18 protein-coding genes are annotated in these 24169 nt (G+C 59.8%); 11 read left to right on the forward strand and 7 right to left on the reverse strand.

Annotation, left to right across the window (positions count from 1 at the left end):
* Window positions 1-5: 5 nt before the first annotated feature.
* The gene (locus tag ACT3UQ_RS12940; protein WP_258133508.1) at window positions 6-1004 is read right to left on the reverse strand and encodes a tripartite tricarboxylate transporter substrate binding protein; all 999 of its coding nucleotides are present in this window, start codon (window positions 1002-1004) and stop codon (window positions 6-8) included.
* A gap of 152 nt (window positions 1005-1156) precedes the next feature.
* On the opposite strand from ACT3UQ_RS12940, the gene ACT3UQ_RS12945 reads away from it, so the two are divergent.
* The 5 genes from ACT3UQ_RS12945 to ACT3UQ_RS12965 all read left to right on the forward strand — a co-directional run bounded on the left by ACT3UQ_RS12945 (window position 1157) and on the right by ACT3UQ_RS12965 (window position 7177).
* Window positions 1157-2044, forward strand: coding sequence for a LysR family transcriptional regulator (locus ACT3UQ_RS12945; RefSeq protein ID WP_105569614.1), 888 nt, complete (start codon window positions 1157-1159; stop codon window positions 2042-2044).
* A gap of 140 nt (window positions 2045-2184) precedes the next feature.
* A complete protein-coding gene (kdgD, locus tag ACT3UQ_RS12950) occupies window positions 2185-3123 on the forward strand; it encodes a 5-dehydro-4-deoxyglucarate dehydratase (RefSeq protein WP_105552877.1) in 939 nt (312 codons plus the stop codon).
* A gap of 51 nt (window positions 3124-3174) precedes the next feature.
* Window positions 3175-4776 carry an aldehyde dehydrogenase (NADP(+)) gene (locus ACT3UQ_RS12955; RefSeq protein WP_444637251.1) on the forward strand — a complete coding sequence of 534 codons (1602 nt, stop codon included), beginning with the start codon at window positions 3175-3177 and terminating at the stop codon, window positions 4774-4776.
* A 3-nt stretch (window positions 4777-4779) separates the two neighbouring features.
* Entirely contained in the window at window positions 4780-6108 is a 1329-nt protein-coding gene (locus tag ACT3UQ_RS12960; RefSeq protein ID WP_105552875.1) for an enolase C-terminal domain-like protein, read from the forward strand.
* Between the two features lie 127 nt (window positions 6109-6235).
* Window positions 6236-7177 carry an AEC family transporter gene (locus ACT3UQ_RS12965; protein ID WP_105552874.1) on the forward strand — a complete coding sequence of 314 codons (942 nt, stop codon included), beginning with the start codon at window positions 6236-6238 and terminating at the stop codon, window positions 7175-7177.
* 83 nt (window positions 7178-7260) lie between these two features.
* Here ACT3UQ_RS12965 and ACT3UQ_RS12970 read toward each other — a convergent pair whose 3' ends face one another.
* Window positions 7261-8205 carry a LysR family transcriptional regulator gene (locus ACT3UQ_RS12970; RefSeq protein WP_105569612.1) on the reverse strand — a complete coding sequence of 315 codons (945 nt, stop codon included), beginning with the start codon at window positions 8203-8205 and terminating at the stop codon, window positions 7261-7263.
* Window positions 8206-8307: 102 nt separating this feature from the next.
* Here ACT3UQ_RS12970 and ACT3UQ_RS12975 point away from each other — a divergent pair, with 102 nt between their 5' ends.
* Entirely contained in the window at window positions 8308-9633 is a 1326-nt protein-coding gene (locus ACT3UQ_RS12975; protein WP_105552872.1) for an enolase C-terminal domain-like protein, read from the forward strand.
* Between the two features lie 32 nt (window positions 9634-9665).
* Window positions 9666-10661 (forward strand): NAD(P)-dependent oxidoreductase, encoded by a 996-nt coding sequence (locus tag ACT3UQ_RS12980; protein WP_146112432.1) that lies wholly within the window; start codon window positions 9666-9668, stop codon window positions 10659-10661.
* A 694-nt stretch (window positions 10662-11355) separates the two neighbouring features.
* On the opposite strand, the gene ACT3UQ_RS12985 is transcribed toward ACT3UQ_RS12980, so the two are convergent.
* A complete protein-coding gene (locus ACT3UQ_RS12985) occupies window positions 11356-13164 on the reverse strand; it encodes an L-lactate permease (protein ID WP_105552870.1) in 1809 nt (602 codons plus the stop codon).
* Between the two features lie 422 nt (window positions 13165-13586).
* Window positions 13587-14384 (reverse strand): dioxygenase family protein, encoded by a 798-nt coding sequence (locus tag ACT3UQ_RS12990; protein ID WP_105569608.1) that lies wholly within the window; start codon window positions 14382-14384, stop codon window positions 13587-13589.
* A 169-nt stretch (window positions 14385-14553) separates the two neighbouring features.
* Here ACT3UQ_RS12990 and ACT3UQ_RS12995 point away from each other — a divergent pair, with 169 nt between their 5' ends.
* Window positions 14554-14997 (forward strand): MarR family winged helix-turn-helix transcriptional regulator, encoded by a 444-nt coding sequence (locus ACT3UQ_RS12995; protein ID WP_181148396.1) that lies wholly within the window; start codon window positions 14554-14556, stop codon window positions 14995-14997.
* 6 nt (window positions 14998-15003) lie between these two features.
* On the opposite strand, the gene ACT3UQ_RS13000 is transcribed toward ACT3UQ_RS12995, so the two are convergent.
* The 3 genes from ACT3UQ_RS13000 to ACT3UQ_RS13010 form a co-directional block, all read right to left on the reverse strand.
* Window positions 15004-18204, reverse strand: coding sequence for a DEAD/DEAH box helicase (locus tag ACT3UQ_RS13000; RefSeq protein WP_444637256.1), 3201 nt, complete (start codon window positions 18202-18204; stop codon window positions 15004-15006).
* Between the two features lie 248 nt (window positions 18205-18452).
* A complete protein-coding gene (locus ACT3UQ_RS13005; RefSeq protein ID WP_105650273.1) occupies window positions 18453-19160 on the reverse strand; it encodes a FadR/GntR family transcriptional regulator in 708 nt (235 codons plus the stop codon).
* 28 nt (window positions 19161-19188) lie between these two features.
* A complete protein-coding gene (locus ACT3UQ_RS13010) occupies window positions 19189-20901 on the reverse strand; it encodes an L-lactate permease (protein WP_444637259.1) in 1713 nt (570 codons plus the stop codon).
* 111 nt (window positions 20902-21012) lie between these two features.
* Here ACT3UQ_RS13010 and ACT3UQ_RS13015 point away from each other — a divergent pair, with 111 nt between their 5' ends.
* Genes ACT3UQ_RS13015 through ACT3UQ_RS13025 form a run of 3 tightly spaced genes read left to right on the forward strand, consistent with a single transcriptional unit; the run spans window position 21013 to window position 23875 of the window.
* On the forward strand, window positions 21013-21777 hold the full coding sequence (locus ACT3UQ_RS13015; RefSeq protein ID WP_105552864.1) for a (Fe-S)-binding protein: 765 nt from the start codon (window positions 21013-21015) through the stop codon (window positions 21775-21777).
* Between the two features lie 17 nt (window positions 21778-21794).
* The gene (locus ACT3UQ_RS13020; protein ID WP_105552990.1) at window positions 21795-23246 is read left to right on the forward strand and encodes a LutB/LldF family L-lactate oxidation iron-sulfur protein; all 1452 of its coding nucleotides are present in this window, start codon (window positions 21795-21797) and stop codon (window positions 23244-23246) included.
* Entirely contained in the window at window positions 23243-23875 is a 633-nt protein-coding gene (locus ACT3UQ_RS13025; protein ID WP_444637261.1) for a LutC/YkgG family protein, read from the forward strand. Before ACT3UQ_RS13020 ends, ACT3UQ_RS13025 begins: the two co-directional genes overlap by 4 nt.
* Window positions 23876-24169: the final 294 nt, after the last annotated feature.

A 24169-nucleotide genomic window follows, 5' to 3' on the forward strand; every position in this document is an offset into this window, starting at 1 on the left:
ACTGGTTACTTACCTGCCAGCGAGATGCCGTGCTCTTCGGTCAGGTCCTTGTACTTGGCTGCCAGTTCATTCCATTCGGTGACAACCTCTTCGCCCGAAATCTCGTGAGGGGTGAGCATGTTCTGCTCGTTGAAGCTCTTGTAGCTATCGGTGCCCACCGCGTCCTTGATCGAGGCCACGAGCGTATCCTTGGCCTCGTCGTCCAGGCCCTTAGGCGCTGCGATGGCGCGGTACTGGGATACGGGAACTTCATAGCCTGATTCGATGGCGGTCGGAACATCCGGCAGGAACTCATTGCGTTCCTTGGAGAAGATCACAATCGGGGTCACGGTACCCGCATCGATCTGCGGCTTGGCTTCGCCCAGCTGAATCGTGGAGATCTGCACCTGGTTGCCCATAACGGCGGTCAACGCCGGGGAACCCGAGTCGAAGGGAACGGTGGTTCCCGCGATATCAGCCTGCGCCAAGAGCAGCGCCTGGGCCAGCTGCGAACCGGTGCCAACACCGGTGGTGCCGAAGGAAAGCTTCTCGTCACTGTTCTTAATGTCCTCTAGGCTCTTCACACCCGAGTCGGTGCTGGCGACCATCACGTAGTCGTCTTGGGATAGACCCATGAGCACATCCAAGTCGTCGAGGGAGACGGCTTCTTCTTCCGAAACCGCCAACGGTGTGATGGTGATCAGCGACGCGTTGAGCAGGATCAGGTTCTGGCCATCGGCTTCCAAGGCCGCTACTTCCTGAGTAGCCAAGGCGCCGTTGGCACCGGGCTTATTCACCACGGGCATGGAAACGCCCAGGGATTCGGCCATGCCTTCCGCAGCAGCGCGGGAAATCAGGTCGGTGGAACCGCCGGGAGCCTGGCCCACCGTGAGCGTTACCGGACCGCTCGGGAATTCGCCGGAGGCCGTGCTGTCGCCGACGTTGCCGCCACAGGCGGTCAGCGCGAGGGCCGCGCCGGCGGCGGAAAGCGAGAGGAGGGTGCGTCGGGTCATGCGATTTTTCACGGGAAGATCTCCTATGGTTTCGAGTGTATGAGTCCGATTAATGCTGGCCTCGTGAGGCAGCTCACCAATCAGGTCTCCGGTACAGCCTAGAAAATAGATATGATGCATGTCCAAGGTCAACTATGCATGGAATGATTCCCGAAAGGTATCAAGTGTTCACTCTGGATCAGGCCCGCAGCTTCGTTGCGGTAGCAGAAGAGCTGCATTTCGGACGGGCGGCCGAACGTCTGAATATGACGCAACCTCCGCTGAGCCGGCAAATTCAAAAGCTGGAAAGGTCGGTCGGGGTTGAACTGCTCGAACGAGATAACCGCCGCGTTTCATTGACCGCGGCCGGCCACGCATTCCTCACCGATGCCCGGCGGCTGGTGGTTGCCGCCGAACGGGCCCCGGATAACGCGCGGCGCATTGCAGCGGGCCAACTCGGTGAACTGCGGATCGGGTTCACCGCAGCATCTGGCTTTAGCCTCTTGGGTCCGCTGCTGGCCGAAATCACCGAACAAATGCCAGAGGTCCATCTCGATCTCGTGGAGATGGTGACCAGCGAGCAGGTCGACGCGCTGCTTGACGGGGATTTGGATCTGGGACTTGCCCGGCCGCCATTTGACGCGAAGCTCTTCGAATCCACCTTATTGTTTTCCGAGGGGCTCTTTGCCGCGGTGCCCACTGGGCACCGTCTTGATCTGCTGCAGCGAGAACTCGTTTTTGATGATCTGCGCGAAGAACCACTGATCATGCACTCTTCGACCAAGGCGCGCTACTTCTACGACTTGGTGGTCCGCCGGCTCGATGTGGAGCACAAGAACGTGCGCCATACCGTAAGCCAGATCCTCACCATGGTTGCCTTGGTGTCCGCCGGACGCGGTATCGCGATTGTTCCGGAAAGCGCCAAGCTGCTGGGCGTGCACGGGGTCAGCTACCTGCGGCTTGGCGACGTCACCGACGATCCCGTGCAATTGCACGCCATCTGGAGCAAGACCTCCCGCAATCCGGCTCTTGGACGCCTGGTGGACATAGTGCGCGGCTCGCTGCATGGTTAATGATGCTCGTAGGGTATCAAACAATATAAATATGGGCTTGGACAGGCATCACACTAGCTCCATACGCTGGGGACAACGGATTCAATCCACCCACCTTCCGTCGATTCATCTTGCGACGGATCAAGAAAAGGACCATCCCCATGGCTCAGTACACTCCCGCCGAACTCGCCGACAAGCTCAAAGACGGGCTGCTCTCCTTCCCGGTCACCGCGTTCGATGCTGACCTCGAAATCGACGAGGCAACCTACCGCCGCCACCTGGACTGGCAGTCGAGCTTCGACGTCGCGGGCCTGTTCGCAGCCGGCGGCACCGGCGAAGGCTTTGCGCTGACCTCAGAAGAAGCAGCAAGAGTTGTGCGCATGGCCGTGGAAGAAGCCGGCTCACGAGTTCCGGTGCTCGCTTCGGCCGGCGGTTCCACCAAGCAGGCCATCCAGAACGCCCAGGACGCCGAAGCCGCTGGCGCCGAGGGGTTGCTGCTGCTGCCTCCATACCTGACCGAGTGCGACCAGGAAGGCCTGTACCAGCATGTCTCCTCGATCTGCTCCGCAACCAAGACCGGCGTGATCGTGTACAATCGCGCCAACGCCGTCTACTCGGCGGACACGGTGGCTCGACTGGCAGAAAACCACGAGAACTTCATTGGCTTCAAGGACGCCAACGGCGACATTGAGCACCTGACCAAGGTCTACGCCAAGAACGGCGATCGCTTGTTCTACCTCGGCGGCCTGCCCACTGCCGAGACCTTTGCGCTGCCACTGCTGCAGCTGGGCATGAGCACCTACTCCTCGGCCATGTACAACTTCGTCCCGGAATTCGCCCTGGACTTCTACAAGGACGTACGCGCTCAGGATCGCGTGGCAGTCAACGAAAAGCTCAACCGATTCGTATTGCCGTACCTGGATATCCGCGACCGCGTCAAGGGCTACGGTGTCTCCATTGTCAAGGGCGGGTTGAAGGCCATCGGCCGCGACTCGGGTTCGGTACGCCCACCGCTGCAGAACCTGACCGAGCAGGACCTTGCGGATCTGAGCGCACTGATCCAGCAGGCAGGCATTGTGCCCGCCGGGGCCATCCACTAAGCCAAGCCGCGTTCATCACCGGCAAACAAATACGTCGAATCAGGAGTAATAATGACTATCAATACTCAGAACTTGACCGGGCAATCAATCCTTGCGGGTATAACTACCGCCGGAAACGGCCGCGCAGTACACGGCTACAACCCTGCCACCAATGAACCGCTGGAGCCGGCATACTCGCTGATCGATCTGGACCAGCTGAAGATCGCCACCGCGGCGGCGGCCGAGGCTTTCGATACCTTCCGATCACTGGAACCCGCGAAGCACGCGGATTTCCTGGATGCGATCGCCGAGAACATCGAAGCCGTGGGTGCCGAGCTGGTAGCACGGGCCATGGCGGAAACCGGGCTTCCCGAGGCGCGCCTGACCGGCGAGCGCGGTCGCACCACCGGGCAGCTGCGGCTGTTCGCAAAGGTTGTCCGCCAAGGCGACCAACACGGGGTCCGCGTAGATCCGGCGCTTCCGGAACGCGCCCCGCTCCCGCGCGTTGACATTCGCCAGCGCAAGATCGCTGTAGGACCGGTTGCGGTCTTCGGCGCCTCCAACTTCCCGCTGGCATTCTCCACCGCGGGCGGAGACACCGCATCGGCGCTGGCCGCTGGTTGCCCGGTTGTTTTCAAGGCACACAACGCCCACCCGGGGACCAGCGAGATTGTCGGTCAGGCAATCAGCAAAGCTGTTGCGGACTTTGGCCTGCACCCGGGCGTCTTCTCGCTGGTTTATGGTCCGGGCGCGACCATCGGCCAGGCCCTCGTAGCGGATCCAGTGATCAAGGCAGTTGGATTTACCGGTTCGCGTTCGGGCGGCACGGCACTAATGGCTACCGCGGCCGCACGTCCAGAGCCGATTCCGGTCTACGCCGAGATGAGCTCCATCAACCCAGTGATCTTCTTTGACGGTGCGCTGTCCGAAGATCCAGCCGCGCAGGCAAATGCCTACCTGGGTTCTGTCACCGGTTCCTCGGGTCAGCTGTGCACCGCACCGGGATTGGTCTTCGTGCCTACCGGCACTGGCGGTGACGCATTTGCGCAAGCCATCAGCGGCCAGGCTCCGAATACCGCGGGGCAGACAATGCTGACCGAAGGAATCTACAACTCCTGGATGCAGGGTGTCGAGGCCTTAGGCGGCCAGCCGGGCGTCGAGCTGTTGGGTCGCGGTACCGAAGGAGCCGGTCAGAATGCACCGGCACCTGCCATCTTCTCCTCCTCGGTAGAACAGCTGCTGGAAAATCCGGTGCTTCAGGATGAAATCTTTGGTGCCGCTTCGCTAGTGATTCGCTACGATTCTGCTGCCGAACTGGTCACCGCGCTGTCAAAGTTGGAAGGCCAGCTCACCGCGACCTTGCAGCTCACCGATGCGGACCACGAAACCGCTGCCGCGGTACTCCCGACCTTGGAAACCAAGGTTGGCCGTATCCTGGTCAACGGCTGGCCAACGGGCGTTGAGGTGGGCCACGCCATGGTGCACGGCGGACCGTTCCCGGCCACCTCGGATCCGCAGACCACCTCGGTAGGCACGCTGGCTATCGAACGTTTCTTGCGCCCCGTTGCCTACCAGAACTTCCCCAACGCGCTGCTGCCACGGCCGATCGCCAAGGACAACCCTTGGAATCTGACCCGACGCATTGATGGCGCACTGACCACCACCGGAGAGTAGTCGATGAGCAGCCAGCCAACTATCGCCTCGATTCAGGTCATTCCCGTCGCCGGACACGATTCGATGCTGTTGAATCTCTCCGGTGCCCATGGCCCCTTCTTTACCCGAAATATCGCCATCGTCACCGATTCCGAGGGTCGCACCGGTCTGGGTGAGGTGCCCGGGGGCGAAGCGATCCGTTCGACCATCGAAGAGGCCGGTACGCTGCTCACCGGCGCTCCCGTCGCGACATACCGAACGCTGCTGCGCCGGGTCGCGTCCCGCTTCGCGGACCGGGATTCCGGCGGACGCGGGACGCAGACCTTCGATCTCCGCACCACGGTGCACGCGGTGACAGCCATCGAATCCGCCTTGCTGGATCTCCATGGCCAGTTCCTCGGCGTGCCGGTGGCCGAGTTGCTCGGCGATGGGCAGCAGCGCGACGCGGTGCCAATGCTCGGCTACCTGTTCTACGTGGGCAACCCGGATCGGACCGACCTTCCGTACCTGCGCGAATCGCAGGGTGCGGATGACTGGGCGCGCGTGCGCCGCGAAGAGGCCATGACTCCCGAAGGCATTGTCCGCTTGGCCGAGGCGGCCCAGCAGCGCTACGGCTTCAAGGACTTCAAGCTGAAGGGCGGAGTCCAGGACGGCGACGCCGAGGTGGACGCCGTCATCGCACTGAAGGACCGTTTCCCCGAGGCTCGAATCACCCTTGATCCCAATGGCGGATGGTTGTTGGAGGACGCGATCCGGTTGGGCAAGCGCATGGCCGGGGTGGTGGCCTACGCCGAGGATCCCTGTGGTCCGGAGGGACGCTTCTCGGGCCGCGAGGTGATGAGCGAGTTCCGCCGGGCCACCGGGCTGCAGACCGCCACGAACATGATCGCGACCGACTGGCGGGAAATGTCTCACGCGGTGCGCACCAACGCGGTGGATATTCCGCTGGCCGACCCGCATTTCTGGACGATGTCCGGTTCGGTGCGTGTTGCCCAGCTCTGCGACGAATTCGGATTGACTTGGGGGTCGCATTCCAATAACCACTTCGATGTCTCGTTGGCCATGTTCACCCAGGTAGGTGCGGCCGCACCGGGCGAGATCACTGCCCTGGATACGCACTGGATTTGGCAGGACGGCCAGGGACTCACCGAGGATCCGCTGCTGATTCGAGATGGGGAAATCAAGGTTCCGCAGCGCTCCGGTTTGGGCGTCACGCTCAACATGGACCGCGTGCAGGAAGCTCACGAGCTGTACCTCGAACAGGGGCTGGGTTCACGTGACGATGCGGTGACCATGCAATATCTGATCCCCGACTGGACCTTCGATTCGAAGAGGCCTTGTCTGGTTCGCTAGCGGGCAGCAGTAGAATCTGAATAATGCGCCGTGGACGGTGAGGATAGCTTTCAGCGTTATCCTCACCGTCCATAGCTGCGAATAACCGCAGACTTGGCAGCACCAATTTTTGGGCGAGGAAGGCAACATGCAAGGAGTTTTGCAAGGATTTGCCGTTGTCCTGATACTCATTGGCATTGGCCTGCTGACCTCGATAGCATTGCCGCGAAAACGGGTGGCAATTGCTCAGGGGCTGACCCCACTCATCTTCTACATCACCAACCCCGCGCTGATGTTCACCCTGCTGGCAAGCACGGACCTGCATGCGGTTATCGGAGTATTCACCCCGATAGCATTGATCACCGCCGTGTTAACCGGGGCGCTGTATGCCTTGGTAGCGAAGCTGGTTTTCAAGACTCCGGCCCAGCGGCTGCCCGCCGCGGCCATGTCCACAAGTTACGTCAACGCCGGAAATATCGGGGTGCCGCTGGCCCTCTACGCGGTGGGGAGCACCAACCCTGTGGTCTCGGTGCTCATTGCGCAGCTGCTGATCATTGCACCGGTCTACCTGTGCATGTTTGCGGTGGTCTCCCGCGCTCCGCGCGGGGACACAGGCAATATGCCGCTTGCGAAGACGATCCTCAAGTCCATCGCCAATCCGGTCACCATTGCAACCTTGCTCGGCGCGGTCTTCTCGTTCTTTGGCTTGCGGCTGCCCGAAGTCATTCACGCTCCAGTGCAAATGCTCGGCGATGCGTCGATTCCCCTCTTGCTCATGGCCTTCGGCATGGCGTTGTACGGCCAGCGCCCGCTGTCCGATAGGGACCTGCGAGGCGAAATCTATCTGGCGACCGCCTTCAAGGTGCTTTTCATGCCGGTGTTCGCCTGGCTCGTGGCCCGATTCGTCTTCGGCTTAGCAGGAATTGAGCTTCTCGGCGTGGTGATCATGGCGGCGTTGCCCACCGCGCAAAACGTCCTGCTATTCTCCCAGCAGTTCAAGCTGCCCGTTGCCGTACCGCGAGAAGTGGTGCTGACCAGTACCTTGCTCACCATCCCTGTGGTCCTGCTGGCAACATTCTTGTTGGGTTAGGCAGGAACTGAACAGGGAATGGAAGCGGCGGCCAAGCCTTGCTCGTTCCAGCGGTCCAGCGCCGCTAGTTTGCGCAGCCGCAGCTACCTGGCGATGGCTCCATGGGAGGGGATGACCGCACCTTCAACACTTTCCAAAGATTCAAGAAATACTTCCCTGAGCCGTTTGGCTGCCGGGTTGGCCGACGATTCTTCCCACGCCAAGAAAATGTCCGAATGGTTCAGCCCCTGCAATCCGTCGGGGCCAACCAGTTCTTCAAACACCACTCCGGTCGGTGCAAAGTCCATGGCGCTTGCCGGTACGAGCGACACACCCAATCCGACTCCCACAAGAGCCATTAGCGCTGGGATCTGGCTAGCGATCTGGCTAATCCTTGGCTTGGCATTGACCGAGTCAAACAATCGGAGCACCAAGTCGTAGAAGTAGCGCGCCTCATTGGTTGAATACATCATCAGCGGCAGCCCCACGAGTTCCTTGATGAGCACTCCCTTCCCGGTGACCAGATAGTGTCCTTCCGGAAGCGCGACAACCAGCCGGTCCTTTTTGATCAGGCAAGTTTCCACTCCGGCACGGTTCACTACCGGTCGCAGCAACCCAATATCGATGGTCCCCTTGCTCAACGCGTCAAGCTGGTCGACGGAGACAGCCTCGCGCAGCACCATGGTCACGTCCGGTAATTGTTGGGCGGCTCTGGCCAGGAATTCTGGGAGCACCGATTGCCCGGCCACGGAGGTATACCCGACAACCACCGTCCCCGATTCCCCCGAGGACACACGGGACACTTCGAGGCTGGTCTTTCGGCTCATATCCAAAAGGCGTCGCGCATTAGGCAACAGCACCTCACCGGCGGCCGTGAGCGCAACGTTGCGCGAGCTGCGAATGAATAGTTTTGCCTGGAGCTCGCGTTCAAGCAATTGGATCTGCCGGCTCAATGGCGGTTGCGTCATATTCAAACGTTCAGCTGCGGCGCCGAAGTGAAGTTCTTCGGCGACAGCGACAAAGGACTCAAGCTGAATCAGCGTGAACATCAATGCACCTCTTGAATCGTTGATTGCATAATTTAGCTTGGACAGGTATCGATCCGTGCTCTTAGTGTGAGTCTAAACGCCAACGAAAACCGGAGCACCAATATGTCGCACATACCTTCCCTCGGCAGCCTCGCATCGCTGACCCCTCACACCTCAAGACCGCCGGTGCGCATTTCCGACATTCAAGTCACCCCGGTGGCATTCGCAGACCCACCGCTCTTGAATTCAGTAGGAGTCCACGAACCATTCGCCCTTCGTGCCATCGTGGTGGTTCGTACGGAAGGCGGGCATTATGGTCTGGGCGAAACGTATGGGGATGCAGTCCATGTGAGCAGGCTGCGGCGAGCCGCAGCCAGCCTGATCGGCGCAGACGCTTTTAATACCAATAGAATTTCGTCTTTGGTCTCGCAATCCTTGTTGGACGATAACGGCGTTGGTGGTCATGGGACCGGAGGCATGGTCACCACCACGTCGCTCGATGACCGTGTACTCTCTGCTTTCGACGTTGCCTGTCTGGATATTCAGGGCAAGATCCTCGGGGTGCCGGTCAGCACCCTGCTCGGTGGTGCAGTACGGGATGAGGTCGAGTTCAGCGGATACCTGTTTTACAAGTGGGCGGCGCACCCCGGATTGGACGATGATTCGTGGGGCGAAGCACTCGACCCTGCCGGAATAGTCGCCCAGGCTCGCAGGATGGTTCGCGATTGCGGATTCAAAGCACTCAAGCTAAAGGGCGGGGTGTTCCCGCCCGATCAGGAAGCCGAGGCGATCCTTGCCCTACGCCAAAGGTTCCCGGACATTGCCTTGCGCATCGATCCAAATGGCGTGTGGACCGTGGAAACTGCAATTCGCATAGGACAACGGTTAGCGCCCGTTCTTGAATACCTTGAGGACCCTTGCCTCTCGATTGCCGATAACGCACAGGTGCGGGCAGCCATCGATCTGCCCGTCGCCACGAACATGTGCGTGGTGTCGTTCAATGACCTGCCTCCCGCTATCGAAGCCGGAGCGGTTGACGTTGTGCTTTCCGACCATCATTTCTGGGGAGGGCTGAACCGTTCCCGGCTTCTGGCCGGGATTGCCGAAACCTTTGATCTTCGCCTATCAATGCACTCGAATTCCCACTTGGGCATTAGCTTCGCGGCGATGATCCAGCTCGCCGCCGCTACCAAAAACATTGACTATGCTTGCGACACTCATTGGCCTTGGAAACGGACTGAAGATGACGTGATAGTTCCAGGCGTATTGGAAATATCAGACGGGGCAGTCAAGGTTCCGACATCTCCAGGTCTGGGCGTAGAACTGGACGAGGTAGCCCTAGAACGCATGCATCAGCAGTATCTGGACTGCGGAATGACCAAGCGCGATGATACTTCGTACATGCAAGGCATCGATCCCACGTACGAGCTTAAGAGCCCTCGTTGGTAACGCCGCTGCGCGTAGTGGTCACAGATCCTATCGTGTCCCGCCTTGCACCTTTGTTCAAGGAGCTTGGCCCCGAGCACGATTGGGAATTCGTCGCCCACCTGTCCCCTGCCGAGCAATCCAAACATGTTTCCATGTCCGATGTGCTGGTCTGCTCTAAGTTGAACTCGGAAGACGCTGCGCAATGCCCGGCGCGGCTGGTTCATGTCACCGGTGCGGGCACGGATCGAGTCGCGTTGGCCAGCTTGCCTAGTTCAACGCTGGTTGCGCGCACCGCGCACCATGAGCGTTCCATTGCCGAACACGTATTGATGGTGATTCTGGCCCACCAGCGGCGGCTCTTCTCCGCGGCCGAAGAGCTGCGTCAAGGAAGCTGGAGGTCGGTTTCCACCGCTCAGGCTGTTCCGCTGCACCGTACTTTCAGGGATTTGACCATCGGTTTCATTGGACTGGGTGGCATCGGTGAGCAAACCTTGGAATTCACCACCGCCTTAGGTGCCAGCGCGATAGCCGTGCGAAGAACACCACTTGGCGATAGGCATCCAAATCCACAGCTGAGGTGGGTGAAAGGTCTAGGCGCCTTGCCCGAGCTTCTACGTGACAGCGACGTAGTGGTCCTCGGATTACCGCTAACCGATGAAACCCGCGGCCTCATCGGCGAAAAAGAACTAACGCACATGCGTGATGATGCCTTGCTGGTCAACGTTTCGCGCGGGGAGATCGTTAATGCTTCGGCGCTCTACGCGGCACTGGCCGACGGAACAATCGGAGGCGCAGCCTTAGACGTGTGGTGGGGTGCTCCCTATGGTTCCCAAGCACCCGCGGAGGTTCGAAGGTTCGCCGCCTTGCCGAACGTCATCGCTACCCCGCACTACTCGGGGCACGCTGTGGAAACCTTCGAAAAGCGCGTTCGGGAAATCACCAGCAACATCAACGCATTTGCCGGCGAGCTTCCGCTGAGCAACAAAGTCGAAATCCCGCCGAACCGACGTAGGCAACGGACAGGAGGGCCGGTGACGACTTCTTTTTAGCGATCTTCATCGAAAGCATCACTCCAAGCTACGAAGCTCAACGCCTTACCCCTAGCCAGCACTTTCCTGCTGACCAGCGCGGAGCCACTTCGCCGCTGGCCGGAAAACTAACGACGGCTTTTGGCATTCCGCTGCCCTTGAACCGACCGGTGCGTTCGCTCTGCAAGCAGACGGCGTCCCACGCGATGTCTCCCTCGCGTTCAAAGGACTACGCTATGTCGTTCTCGACCCGATGATGATCGCCTGCTATGCAGTTGGCATCGGTTCGTCCGCAACCACGGTTCGCTTGGACTCCGTCACCGGTGACCGTTTCTGTGCTGCTTACGGGCACGCAGCGGACCGCCCAGCTCAGGCGGCATTACGTTCCTCGTTGCGCAAATTAAATTAATTCCTGGCTCGCGTGCCTGATGAGGTCGCGGCAGTCGCTCTTCGGGCCAATGCTGAGGCTAATCCCCCAATAGTGGCGACCACCGCTGGAACCCGAGACTGCTCGCGGCGTAGGCGGGGTTTTCAGATCTATAATCTGCCGCTACGTAATTTCAAAAGCATCTTCCTTGCGCGAATCGTTTTGGAGTCCGGGACGTTGCGAGCAGCCTCCTGCCTCGCCGTACGCGGTCGATTCGCAACACCCAGAGCACACGAGCGAGCCCAGGCAAGCCCGCATGAATGCCGGCTTGCCTGGGCTCCTCTTTTTCTAGTCCGAGAGCTTCGGGGAGTGGATCCCGGAATGCTTGCCTGCGACATATGGCCTTTGCTTGAGCATCCACCGCACGATCAGCGCGATGGCTATCAGCAGCACCGCCAGCATGATTGTGCCGGCATTCAGCCCCAGCCCGTGAATGAACAGGAAGGAAAGTGTGCCGCCGGCCAAGCAGTAGTAGATCGTGACGAGGATCGTCTTGCGCAGCAAATCACCTTCGCGTCCTAGCAATCCAACAGTCGCCGAGGCGGCCACGATGTTATGGATGGAAATCGGATTTCCACCAGCTCCACCGACGGCCTGTGCCGCCACAATGGATTCCGGAGGAACGCCGATCTGCGCCCCGGTGGAAAATTGGAACTGCGAGAAGGTCAGGTTCGAAATCGTATTGGAGCCTGCCACGAACGCTCCCAACGCGCCGATCCACGGCGCGATGAGCGGCCAGAAGCCCCCGGAAATCGCCGCGGCGCCCTCGGCCAACGTCACCGGAATGCTGGAGAGTCCCGAATTGTTCAGTTCCGGTCCCGATTGGATCAGGATGCGCACCAGCGGAACGGCGAAGAGCAATGCAACGGCGGTGCCAAAGAGCTGACCGGCCGACACCTTGAAAGCTCGTGCAATTTGGGCGCCGTTCATCTTATGCAAGACGAACGCAAAGACGGAAGCGAGGATAAGCACGAAGCCGGGAAGGTAGAACGGTTGGATACTGGTGCTGATTCCGGTGCCGAGAATGTCCGCTACTGGAATCGCCAGTCCCGTCAGGAATGCTTTAAGGTCCGGGATCACTCGTGTCGCGACCAAAAGAGTGCCCATCAGAATATAGGGCGCCCAGGCACGGAGCACACCCATGCGCCCGGTAAGGTCAACGGCCTTGGCCGATTCGAGGGAGCCCATCCAACGCTCGGACCAAGTCTCTTTGGGCCCGAAGTCGAAGACTTCCTTGGGCATCAGGAATCCACGGCTGGAGGTAAACATGACCAGTGCCAGGCCGATCAGCCCACCGAATAGCGAGGGGAATTCAGGACCGAGGAAGCGGGCGGTAAGTACAGAAGGAACCGTCATGGCCAGGGATGCGTAGATGGCGAAGGGCCATACGGCCAGACCATCACGGAAGCGGCGCTCCGGACCGAAGAATCCGGTGAGCATGCAGACCATAATTAACGGAATGAGCAAGCCTACGATGGCGTGGATTATTGCGACTTGCAGTCCGATTGAACCCACGAATTCCGGCATGGTCACGCCCAGCACGCTGATACGTTCTGCCACTGCAGGATCGCCACCGAGCCCCTGCTGGACGCCAATCAGGATCGGGGTGCCCACCGCGCCGAAACTCACCGGCGTGCTCTGGATGATCAAGCCCACCATCACCGCGGCCATAGCCGGGAAGCCCAAGGCCAGCAGCAACGGCGCGACAACGGCGGCAGGAGTACCGAAGCCCGAGGCCCCTTCGATGAAGCTGCCAAACAGCCAGCCGATGATCACCGCTTGGACGCGGCGGTCGGGAGAAATGTTGTTGAACCCGGCCCTGATGGTGGACATTGCGCCACCAACGGTAAGCGTCGCGAGCAACAGCAAAGCGCCGAACACGATGTACAGCATGGTTGCCGCGACGATGAGCCCTTCAATCGAGGCTGCAAGCACACCGCTGAAGTCCATTTTCCAGACGAATAGTGCCACCAGCACCGCAACGACATATCCGACCGGCATCGCGAATTTCGCGGGCCAGCGGAAGCCTGCGAGCAACACTCCAACCACTAATATCGGCGCCAGCGCGAGCAACGCGAGCACAGCTAAGTTGTCCATATTTCTGATCCTCTCTGACCATACTTCCGCAGACTTCCAATCTGCGTCCAGGCAGCTTCACTTTGTGCGAGAAACCAATCACCTTATGGTCAGACCACTATGGTCTGACCATAAGAGCATAACCTATTCTCACATAAATTGTGAGGGTAGTCACGCAATGGATCTTGCCATAGCTCCCGAGAGAACTTCGCGAAGCAGGATTAATGGAGTCCTGACGTCAGCAGATAATCTGCGGGCCCCGAGCTCCGCCCCTTAATGTTCAACGGCAATTGGCCTCGATGCTTCCAGCCGAATGGGCCTACCCTCGCGAAAGTGGCGCACAATCCCCTGGTGGCACCGCTCTGCTCTGGAACCAATAACGATCTCGCGGCCCCAGGCGGGCCGCGAGATCGTTATTGTGTTTCTTGGGATCTTGCGGAACTTTAGGTCAGAGTCCAGGAGCGCTTGGACAGTCCGTACCAGAAGCCTTCGATGGCAGTCTTCGCGTCGATACCGCCAGAGGCGTAGGCGGCACCAAGGGATACGTACAGTGGCGCCCAGTGCTCGGAGCGCGGATGGGCCTCGCGGGCCGCCGGAGCCTTGTGCATGAAATCAAGAATGGAGTCCACATCGCCGCGCGCCATCGCCTCTTCGGCCCAGTGGTCAAATTCGCTCGAAGCCGCCGGCGGAGCGGAATCGGCCCCCGCGGCAGGATTGAACCAACGCAGATTGTGGGTGGTGAAACCCGACCCGACGATCAGCGTTCCGCGTTCGCGCAACGGGGCCAGCGATTTGCCGAGTTCGAACAGGCCAGCCGGATCCAGGGTCGGCATCGACATTTGCACCACCGGAACGTCGGCGTCCGGAAACATTTCCTTCAACGGCACATAGGCGCCATGATCGAGCCCGCGAGTCTCATCGCGCTCCACGTGGTGACCATGCGTTGCGGTCAGCCGCTCAACCTCAGCTGCTAGCTCTGGAGCCATAGGCACGTCATAGCGTACGTCATAGTACTTCTGCGGAAAGCCCCAGAAGTCATAGACAAGTTCGTTTTTCTGCTGCGTGGCACTCAGCGTCACCGGCGCATTTTCCCAGTGCGCGGAGATCATCAGAATGTCCTTGGGTTTATCGATGGCACCTGACCAGTCAGCTAGTTCACTGGTCCATCGGGCGTCATCGGCCAATGGCGGTGCACCATGGCTAAGGAAGAGGACTGGAGGGAGTTCTGCTGGCTGCGTCATGAGACAAGGATACACTCAAGTTTATTGAAGCTTCAAGTAATTTACGTTGTTATCCATGGCACCACCCCACCGCTAAATGCATCCTGCGCCCGGTGCATGCAACCGCGCCATGGTCTTATTTGCGAGCTAAAAGTCGATGACTGGGCCGGAGATACCTAGAATGGTAACCATGCACGATGAAAAGCTGCTTTCCGAGGTGGAAAAAGAGTTCACCACCACTCTGCTTCGCGCCCGCCAAACAATCCGCGAACGCGCCAAAGCGATCCATCCGGAGCTGCAGGCACCGGGCTACCGGATTCTGTCCTTCTTGATTCACCACGATGCACAGCAGCAAGGTGTCCTCGCCGAACACCTCGAACTGGACAAGGCCACCATTTCTCGGATGGTCAAGCAGCTTGAGACCATGGGGCTCATTACGCGTACTTCGGATCCAAACGATGGCCGAGCCCAGCTGGTTTCGGTCACCGGAAAAGCGCGCGAGGCTTGGAAGGTCAGCGGGAATACCCTGCGCGAGCGGCTACACCGCCGCTTGTCCGAATGGGACGAGACGGATGTGCGTCGTTTCGCCGACCTGCTGCACCGTATGAATGAGGAAATCGAAGATCCCCAATAATCCCGGTTATTCGAGAAGCGCCAGGAAATCCTCGGTATTCAGGGATGCAGCCGCCGCCATTTGATCCGAATCCCCCAGCACATCGTTGAAGAGCTGAGTCTTCCTTGCCTGCAAAGCCAGGACCTTGTCTTCGATGGTGTCCTTCGCAACCAACCGGTACACATACACCGGCTTATCCTGACCGATGCGGTGCGCCCTGTCGATAGCCTGGGCTTCGGCCGCGGGATTCCACCACGGATCCAGCAAAATGCAGTAGTCCGCTGCGGTGAGGTTAATGCCGAACCCTCCGGACTTGAGCGAAATGAAGAAGACCGGGAATTTGCCGAGCCCAAAATCATCGATTAGCTCTCGGCGCTTTGCCCCGCTGGTGCTTCCGTCCAGATAGCCGGTTTCAAAGCCAAGGCGCAGGGCAACACCGCGCGCCTTGGACAAGAACGAGGTGAACTGGCTAAAAACCAAGATCTTATGGCCTTCGGCCACCGCATCTTCCAGCAGCGAATGCAGCAGTTCAAGTTTCGCGCTTGGTCCGGTCCCTTCATCGACAAGCGAGGGATCCAAGGCAAGCTGGCGAAGCAAGGTCAGCGACTGCAATATCTTGAACCGGTTGGAATCCACGTCTTGCACCAGTCCCAGCACCTCTTGGCGAACACGCTGGAAACGCCGGTCGTAGGCTTTGCGGTGCGCCGGTTCCAGGTCCACGTAAATGACCTGTTCGGTCTTCGCCGGAAGGTCCTTGGCCACCTGCTCCTTGGTCCTGCGCAGGACAAAGGGACGCAACCTGCTCTTCAGCCGTTGCATTCGCGAGCCATCCCCCGAAGTGATGGGCTTGGAATAGTTGTCCTTGAAGGCCTTGAGCCCACCGAGCAGGCCGGGGGCGGCTAGCGAAGTCAGCGCCCAGAGTTCCAAGAGGTTGTTTTCCACCGGAGTGCCGGTGACCACGAACTTGCACGGCACTTGAATCTGGCGAACCTGCTTATATCCCTTGGAAGCGTGGTTCTTGACCATTTGCGCTTCGTCCAGAATCAACACCGAGAAGCCCATCGCTTCAAAGTGCTCGAAATCCAGACGGAAAATTGCGTAGCTGGTGATCACCAGCTGTGCATCGCCGATTGCCTCTGCCACGCTCGAACGGCGCTTGGTGCTTGTCTCGCCCAGCGCCGTGGTGCGAAGCTGCGGCGTGAATTTAGCCGCCTCGCTCGCCCAGTTGCCTACCACCGAGGTAGGCGCGACCACCAGATATTTGGCGTCCGGATCCTCGTGACGGGCTTTGTCCAGTGCGGCGAGCAACTGAACCGTCTTGCCCAGTCCCATATCGTCCGCGAGCACACCACCCAACTGATGGCGGCGCAAAAAGTCCAACCAGTTGAGCCCTTGCTGCTGATAGTCGCGCAAGGTGGCGGTGAAGGTTTCGGTGACCTGAACCGGTTCCGGACCATCCATCCCGGTCAGCTTCGCCATCGCGGTGAGCCACTCATTTTCCTGAGCTTCGATAATGCCCAGCGCTACCAGCTCTTGCCACCAGTCAATGCTCAACCGGTGCATTCGCACTCCCGAGGATGTGCTTTGCGCCAGTTCACCGGCTTCCGCAATGAGCTGGCGCAAGATATGGAACTCTTCGCCGTCGATGGGAACCACCTTAGCGTCTTCCAGCACCAGGTAGTCATCCCCGGCGCTGAGCGCGCTGAACAGCTCGACAAAGGGAATGTCCTGGTCGGCGAGCTTGATATCGACGTCTAGGTCGAACCAATCAGTGCTCGATTCGCCGGCCCCGATGCGTACCACAGCTTGCCCCTCGGCGACTCGATAGTCAGGCACTGCGGTCTGCTCATCGACGTGCACATCGGGGTGTTCACGCAGCAATGGCAAGGTATCAAGCACAAAATCGATGCTCGCGCTAGTGTCCAGGCTCAGTGGCGCGAAGCTTCCCGTGTTCATCTGCACCAAGGGGTGCGCGGACCCGACCTTGTCGAGGATGCTGCGGGCGATCAGCCGTTCGGTCTTCCGCTGGCGCACCCCCGCATCGGCATACTGCCAGGAGAACTCTCCGGTCAATTCGTTGCGCGAATGCCGCAGTTCAAGCCGCAGCATTGGCCGCGCCGGTTCCGGTACGTCAAAGCTTCCATCGGTACTGCTCAGCGGCGCAACGAGACGCACCCGGGACAAGAACGATTGGTTGAATTCGGCTATCTGATCCGCCGGAATTTCCAACGGACCATTGCGGATAAGATCTATGAGCTCGTTGGTAATCGCCGGTTCGAAGCAGGCAAGGTGCAAGGAGCCGCCCTTATCCGGTGCCCCATCAGAGAACACGGCCGCGGCCGGTGGCCTGCCCAGCGCGATCATGGATTTCGGGAATCCCTCTGGAGCCGAAATCTTGGGATCCAGGGTGAGCCCGGCGGGACCTTCCGTAAAATCAACAAAACCCGTGGCAGGCGCTTGCGGGAAGTTAATGGGTTCCTTCGTCTTTGCGGCCACGATCGCGACACCCGAATCGCGGATGTTCTTCAGGCAGTGCGCCAGCTCTTCACCGGGCAGAGCGTTGAGGGTTACCCAATCGTTGCCCCAATGATTGTAATAGTAGGCTTCGCCCTGTCGCAGCGTCAGCCCGTGCAACTCCATCATTGCCTTGCGTTGCGTCTCATCGAAACGCTTGTCATTTTGCAGATTCGACCATGAGACGCCGCTTTGCACCCAGGGCGAGCGGCTTCCCGGTTGGGCCGGACGCACTTTGATGTCATAGGACTCAGCATGCCGATATCGTTCATGAACCACCGAGACCAGCATGCCCAGTTCGACGATATCGGCCTCGGGTTCCGCCACGGGCAAGAGTGCTTGCAAGGATCGCTGCCAGTGCGGAATCGGCCGCGGACTCGACCCATCGTGGGCGTCGAGGCTGGAGTCATCGTTGACCGTCAGTTCCTCATCCGGGTTACGCGTTAGGTACAGACCCAGCGCGGCGATGTGCTTGCATGGTCCCGCTGGTTCTTTGGCCGAGCAGCTAAAAGCATAGTGGACTTTTCCATTATTCAGTTCCAGCTGGATGAACGCATCGGCGTCGGCCACGTCGGCGTGGACACGACTCATCCCGCCGGTCTGCACCCAGCGGTACGGGTTCACCTCGCCCGACGAATGGATGAGGCTGCCTTCCATCATCGTTCGGGCAGCGAAGTAACGGTTCAGCTCGGGAAAAGACAGCGTATATTCCATGTCCACCATTCGTTGCGGCTCAGGTCCGAGGGAAGCGGTACCTCAAGTCTATTTGCTTGCCCGACAAAATTCTTCGTGCCCAGACCAGCTGATGCATAGACGAGTTCCGCAGGGCTTTATGTCGTGCCATTCATTCTTGCCTCGACAAGCCAGAGAACTTATCAAAATGTGCATGCCTGCGCTGGAGACAAGGAATACCCCGGTAGCTTTCCCACTTGCGGGATAGCTACCGGGGTATTCCTTGTGCCTTAGCGTGTCTGCGAATAGAACCAGGTGATGTGCTCTTCCAGCAGCTGCGCTGCACGTTCGCGCTGGTTGGTGGCGAAAGCGTGGTGAATGGCCTTGTGCTGTCGGCGGAGCACCCGCACGATCGGCTGCCAAGACTCATCATCGGGAATTGATTCGGAGACGTACTGGCTAATCGAGTTTCGCAAGGATTCCATCATGGTTTCCACCACCGAATTACCCGCCATGGAGGCCAACAACACGTGGAATTCGGCATCGATCCGGTGGAACGCGTCGCGGGAAAGCTGCGGGTCATCCATGCGCATGATCAGCACCGCGGTGCGGTCAATGACCTGTTGGGCATGCGCCTGATTTCGCGGATTCATCTGGGCAGCCCAGGTTTCCATCAAGATTCGGGATTCAACTATTTCGCGAACGTTGATGCCCTTCGCTGCCAAGTGCATGCGCAGAGCTTGGGAAATACCCGCGGACGGGTTCGAGATGATAACCGCGCCAGAGTTCGGGCCGGAACCCGTCGAGGTTCTGACCAAGCCCAGCACATCCAGAACGCGGATGGCATCGCGAACCGATGCTCTGGAAATCTGATGCTGCTCCGCGAGCGCACGCTCGCCGGGGAGCTGGTCCCCAATGGCGAGTTTTCCGGAACGGAGGTCTGCCTCGATTGACTCAAGGACGACTTGATACGCACGCGGGGCTGGAGTAATAGACATCAGAAGACCATTTTAGCCTTGAACTAGATTACGGAAGCATCCACGACAAAATCGGCGTGGACTGGAGGTAAACCAGGGTACACAGTACCAGCAGCATGCCTACGGACCAGCCGGCAACCTTCTTGAGAATCACCGATTCCTGGCCTTCCATCTTCACCGCGGTGGCGGCAATTGCCAGGTTCTGCGGAGAGATGAGCTTGCCGACCACGCCACCGGAGGTGTTCGCCGCAACCAGCAGGGTTGGGTCGATGCCAGCGTTGACGCCGGCGGTCTGCTGCAGCTTGGCGAACAGTGCGTTGGCGGAGGTATCCGAACCGGTCACGGCGGTACCGATCCAGCCCAGGATTGGGGAAAGGAAAGCGAAGGCGCCACCGGCACCGGCGAGCCAGGTGCCCACGGTGATGGTCTGACCGGACAGGTTCATCACATAGGCCAGGCCCAGCACCGAGAGGATCGTCAGCGCCGCATAACGCATGTTGTAGATAGTCTTGCCAACTTCTGCCATGCCTTCGCCGAAGGTCATGGCGTACTTGCCGTTGCCGGTGTTGCGCGAGTAGACGAACGCAACGATCACACCGGTGATCAAGAGCAGGGTGCCCGGGGAGGACAGCCAGGAGAAATTGTAGATAGTGGAGGATACGGCCTCGCCCGCTGCATCGACCACGCTGCCATGCAGTCCTGGCCAGCCGAACTTGATATCGGTGCTGGCCAGCCACGCGGGAATGTCAACGCCCAGCTTCCACAGTTTGGCAATACCGAAGATCACGATCACCAGCAGGTACGGGAACAAGGCCATCCAGGTGTTGTTGGCGTGCAGCTTCTTGTTGTGCTCCACCGGCTCGGCAGCAGCCTCCGCGGTCAGCACTCGCGCACGCGCTTCGTCGGCACCCTTTGGAGTCCAGAAGCGAAGCAGAATCACTGCGGCGGCCAGGCCAACGAGCGAGGCCACGATATCGGTCAGCTCGTAGGAGAAGTAGGTCGAGCAGAGCCACTGGGCCACACCGAAGGAAATGCCGATGATCAGGGTCGCCGGAAGGGTCTGGCGCATACCGCGCCAGCCGTCGATAACCAGCACCAGAATCGACGGAACAAAGAGCGCCAGCAGGGGTGACTGGTGGCCCACAACCGCACCGATCTCGGTGGCCGGGATTCCGGTCAGGGCACCGGCGGTGGTGATCGGGATGGCCACTGCGCCGAAGGCAACCGGGGCGGTGTTGGCGATCAGGACGGCGCAAGCCGCACGCAAAGGAGCCAGACCCAGAGCCAGCAGCATGGTTGCGGTAATTGCCACCGGTGCGCCGAAACCTGCCAGCGCTTCGAGCAGGCCACCGAAGCAGAAGGCGATCAGCACGGCCTGGATACGCACGTCGCCACCACCGATCACGTCAAAGACGCGGCGCAGATCCTCGAAGCGTCCGGACTTCACCGTCACCTGGTAGAGGAAGATGGCCATCACCACGATCCAGACGATCGGGAAGGCGCCGAAGACCATGCCCATCACCCCGGAGTTCAATGCCATGCCAACTGGCATATGCCAACCGAAGATCGCGATGATGATGGCCACTGCCAGCGAGCCAAGGCCGGCTATATGCGCTTTGGTCTTGATTACTGCCAGCAAAACAAAGAAGGTGAGAAGAGGGATCAAGGCAACAAGTGCAGAGATCGCTACACTTCCCGCAACTGGATCTGTGGAGGGTGTAAACACGGTGTGGGCGTCCTTACTCGAAGTTGGTCTGACCATACGTGGTCCGACCACCTAGATTACAAGGTGAGTACGATCACAACAAATCTTGACTTATCCAAAGATGAACGCATAGTATGGTCAGACCACACTTTGAAAGAGTTATTTACTATGCGGATTGCTCTCTTTGCCACATGCATCGTGGATGCCATGTACCCCGAAACCGCCAAGTCGACCGTCAAAATCCTGGAACGCTTGGGCCATGAAGTCATTTTCCCCAAGGCCCAGGCCTGCTGTGGGCAAATGCACATCAACTCCGGATACATGCCTGAAGCCCTGCCCGTGGTCGAAAACCACATTAATGCCTTTGACACCGACGACTACGACGTCGCGGTAGCTCCCTCGGGTTCCTGCGTTGCCTCTGTTAAGCACCAGCACCCGTACCTGGCAGAGCGGCTCGGCAAGCCCGAGTTGAAGGAACGTGCGATTGCCGTCGGCAAGCGCACCTACGAACTTTCACAGCTCCTGGTTGACGTGCTCGGCGTGAGCAATGCCGCCGACCAGCTGGGCAGCTATTTCCCGGATACCATCACCTATCACCCTTCTTGCCACGGCAAGCGCTCGCTGGGGCTTGGCGACCGCCAGTTGGACCTGCTGAAAACCGTGGGAGGCATTACCGTCGAGGAGCTTCCCGAGGCGGATCAGTGCTGCGGATTCGGCGGCACCTTCTCGTTGAAGAACGCCGACGTTTCCACGGCCATGCTCGAAGACAAGATGAAGAACATCTGCTCCACCGGTGCTTCGGCCTGCGCCGGGGGCGATGCCTCCTGCCTGATGCACATCGGAGGCGGCCTCTCACGCACCGGGGCTAAACCAAAGACCCTGCACCTGGCCGATATTCTGGCCAGCACCATGGAAGAGACGGTGACACTGTGACTCAGGTATTCCTCGGCATGCCAGCCGCGGGACATGGCAACCTTTTCGAAGAGGAGCCATTCCCCCAGGCCGCGCACCGCGAGCTGGGCAACACCCAGATGCGCAAGAACCTGCGCCATGCCACCCACACCATTCGCGACAAGCGGGTGAAGGTTGTCGGTGAACTTCCCGACTGGGAAGAACTGCGCGATGCCGGCTCGGCCATCAAGAACAACGCGATGGCAAATGTCGAAGAGCTGCTGCTCCAGTTCGAGAAGAACTTCACCGCCCGTGGTGGCACCGTGCACTGGGCACGGGATGCCACCGAGGCCAATAAGATCGTCACCGAGCTGGTCAAGGAGACCGGCTCCACCGAGGTGGTCAAGGTCAAGTCCATGGCCACCCAGGAAATCGGTTTGAACGAGTACCTTGAAACTCAAGGCATCGAGGCCTTCGAAACCGACCTCGCCGAACTCATTGTTCAGCTGGGCAACGACAAGCCAAGCCATATTCTGGTTCCGGCAATCCACAAGAACCGCACCGAGGTGCGAGATATCTTCTTGAAGGAAATGCCTTCGGTGGACCCGGAGCTCACCGATGAGCCGGCCAAGCTGGCCGAGGCAGCCCGTTCGCATCTGCGCAAGAAGTTCCTGGCCGCCAAGGTCGCGATCTCCGGTGCGAACTTCGCCCTGGCAGATACGGGCACCCTGGGCGTCGTGGAATCCGAGGGCAACGGCCGCATGTGCCTGACCCTTCCGGAAACCCTGATTACCGTCATGGGCATCGAGAAGGTCCTGCCAAAGTGGGAGGACCTCGAAGTCTTCATGCAGTTGCTTCCGCGCTCCTCCACTGGCGAGCGCATGAACCCGTACACCTCGCTGTGGACAGGTGCCAGCGCCGACGACGGACCGCAAGATGTGCACATCGTGCTGCTGGATAACGGTCGCACCCGCGCCCTGTCGGACCGCTTTGGCCGCACCGCCTTGAACTGCATCCGCTGCTCGGCCTGCATGAATGTGTGCCCGGTGTACGAGCGCACGGGCGGCCACGCCTACGGTTCGACCTACCCCGGCCCGATTGGCGCGATCCTGTCCCCGCTGATGACCGGCATCGAGGCAGAGGACAACGGTTCGCTGCCCTATGCCTCCTCGCTGTGCGGCGCCTGCTACGACGCGTGCCCGGTGAAGATCAATATCCCCGAGATCCTCGTGCACCTGCGCGGCGAAGACGTGGATGCCAAACGCGAGACGCATAAGATCCCAACCCAAATGGACCTGATGATGAAGGGCGGTTCCTGGGCGCTGGGCAAGGGCAAGAACCTGGGCCTGCTTGAAAAGGCTCTGCCGCTGGGCCGCCTGATGGCCGGCAAGGATAAGAAGATCAAAAAGCTTCCGGGCATCGCGGCCGGCTGGACGCAGAGCCGCGATATCCCCGCCCCGCCAAACAAGTCCTTCCGCGACTGGTGGAGCGACGAAAAGGAGTCCAAGTGAGCGCCAAAGAAGAAATCCTAGGCCGCATCCGTTCGGCGCTGTCAGATGCGCCGGTGGCCGAGCAAACTCCCCGCGAGTACCGCACCTCCTCGCAGATGTCCGAGGAAGAGCTCATCGAAATGCTGGTGGACCGGCTGGTCGATTACAAGGCGGGAGTAGAGGTCATCGACAACGCGCAGATTCCCGAGCTTGTCGCCGCGAAACTGAAGGACGCTAATTCGGTGGTCTTCCCGCATGGGCTGGATCAGCGGTGGCTGGCTGACCTGCCGCAGGGTGTCGCCCAGATTGCCGATGCCCCAGGGACACGGCTTACGGTTGCCGAACTGGATGAGACCAGCGCCGTGGTGACCTCCTCGCAAGTCACCATCGCCGAGTCCGGAACCATCATCCTCGACGGTGAACCAAACCAGGGGCGCCGCGCGATTTCACTGGTCCCGGACCATCACCTGTGCATCGTTCCGGTGTCCAGCATCGTGCAGCTGCTTCCCGAAGCAATGCCCCGGCTGACCATCACCCGCCCGTTGACCTGGATCTCTGGCCCGTCGGCTACCAGCGATATCGAGCTGGAGCGGGTGGAAGGCGTGCACGGACCACGCACCCTGGACGTGCTGCTGGTGCGCGGGCTGTAGCAAAAACACTCATTAAAGCCATCGCGGCCGGATCCCGTTCCTGAAATTCCAAGGGGATCCGGCCACGAGTCTCTTAATCGGCCCCGGCTGCTTGTACCGTCGCGGCGGCTTCGTTGGGTTTCCCGGCAGGGGATAGCGAAGCATTCTCCTGCCCGGCAACCAGGTCCGCGGAATGCACTTCCTGCAAGTCGGTGCTATTGCTCGACCAGCCGTTATCAGAACGCGCAGCATCTTGCTGCTCGAACGGTCGCTTTGCGCCATGGGAGAGTCAACGGTTTCCTCGCCAGTGCTGTC

It is taken from the genome of Glutamicibacter sp. AOP12-B1-11 (assembly GCF_052379245.1).
In the GTDB taxonomy this organism is placed as follows: domain Bacteria; phylum Actinomycetota; class Actinomycetes; order Actinomycetales; family Micrococcaceae; genus Glutamicibacter.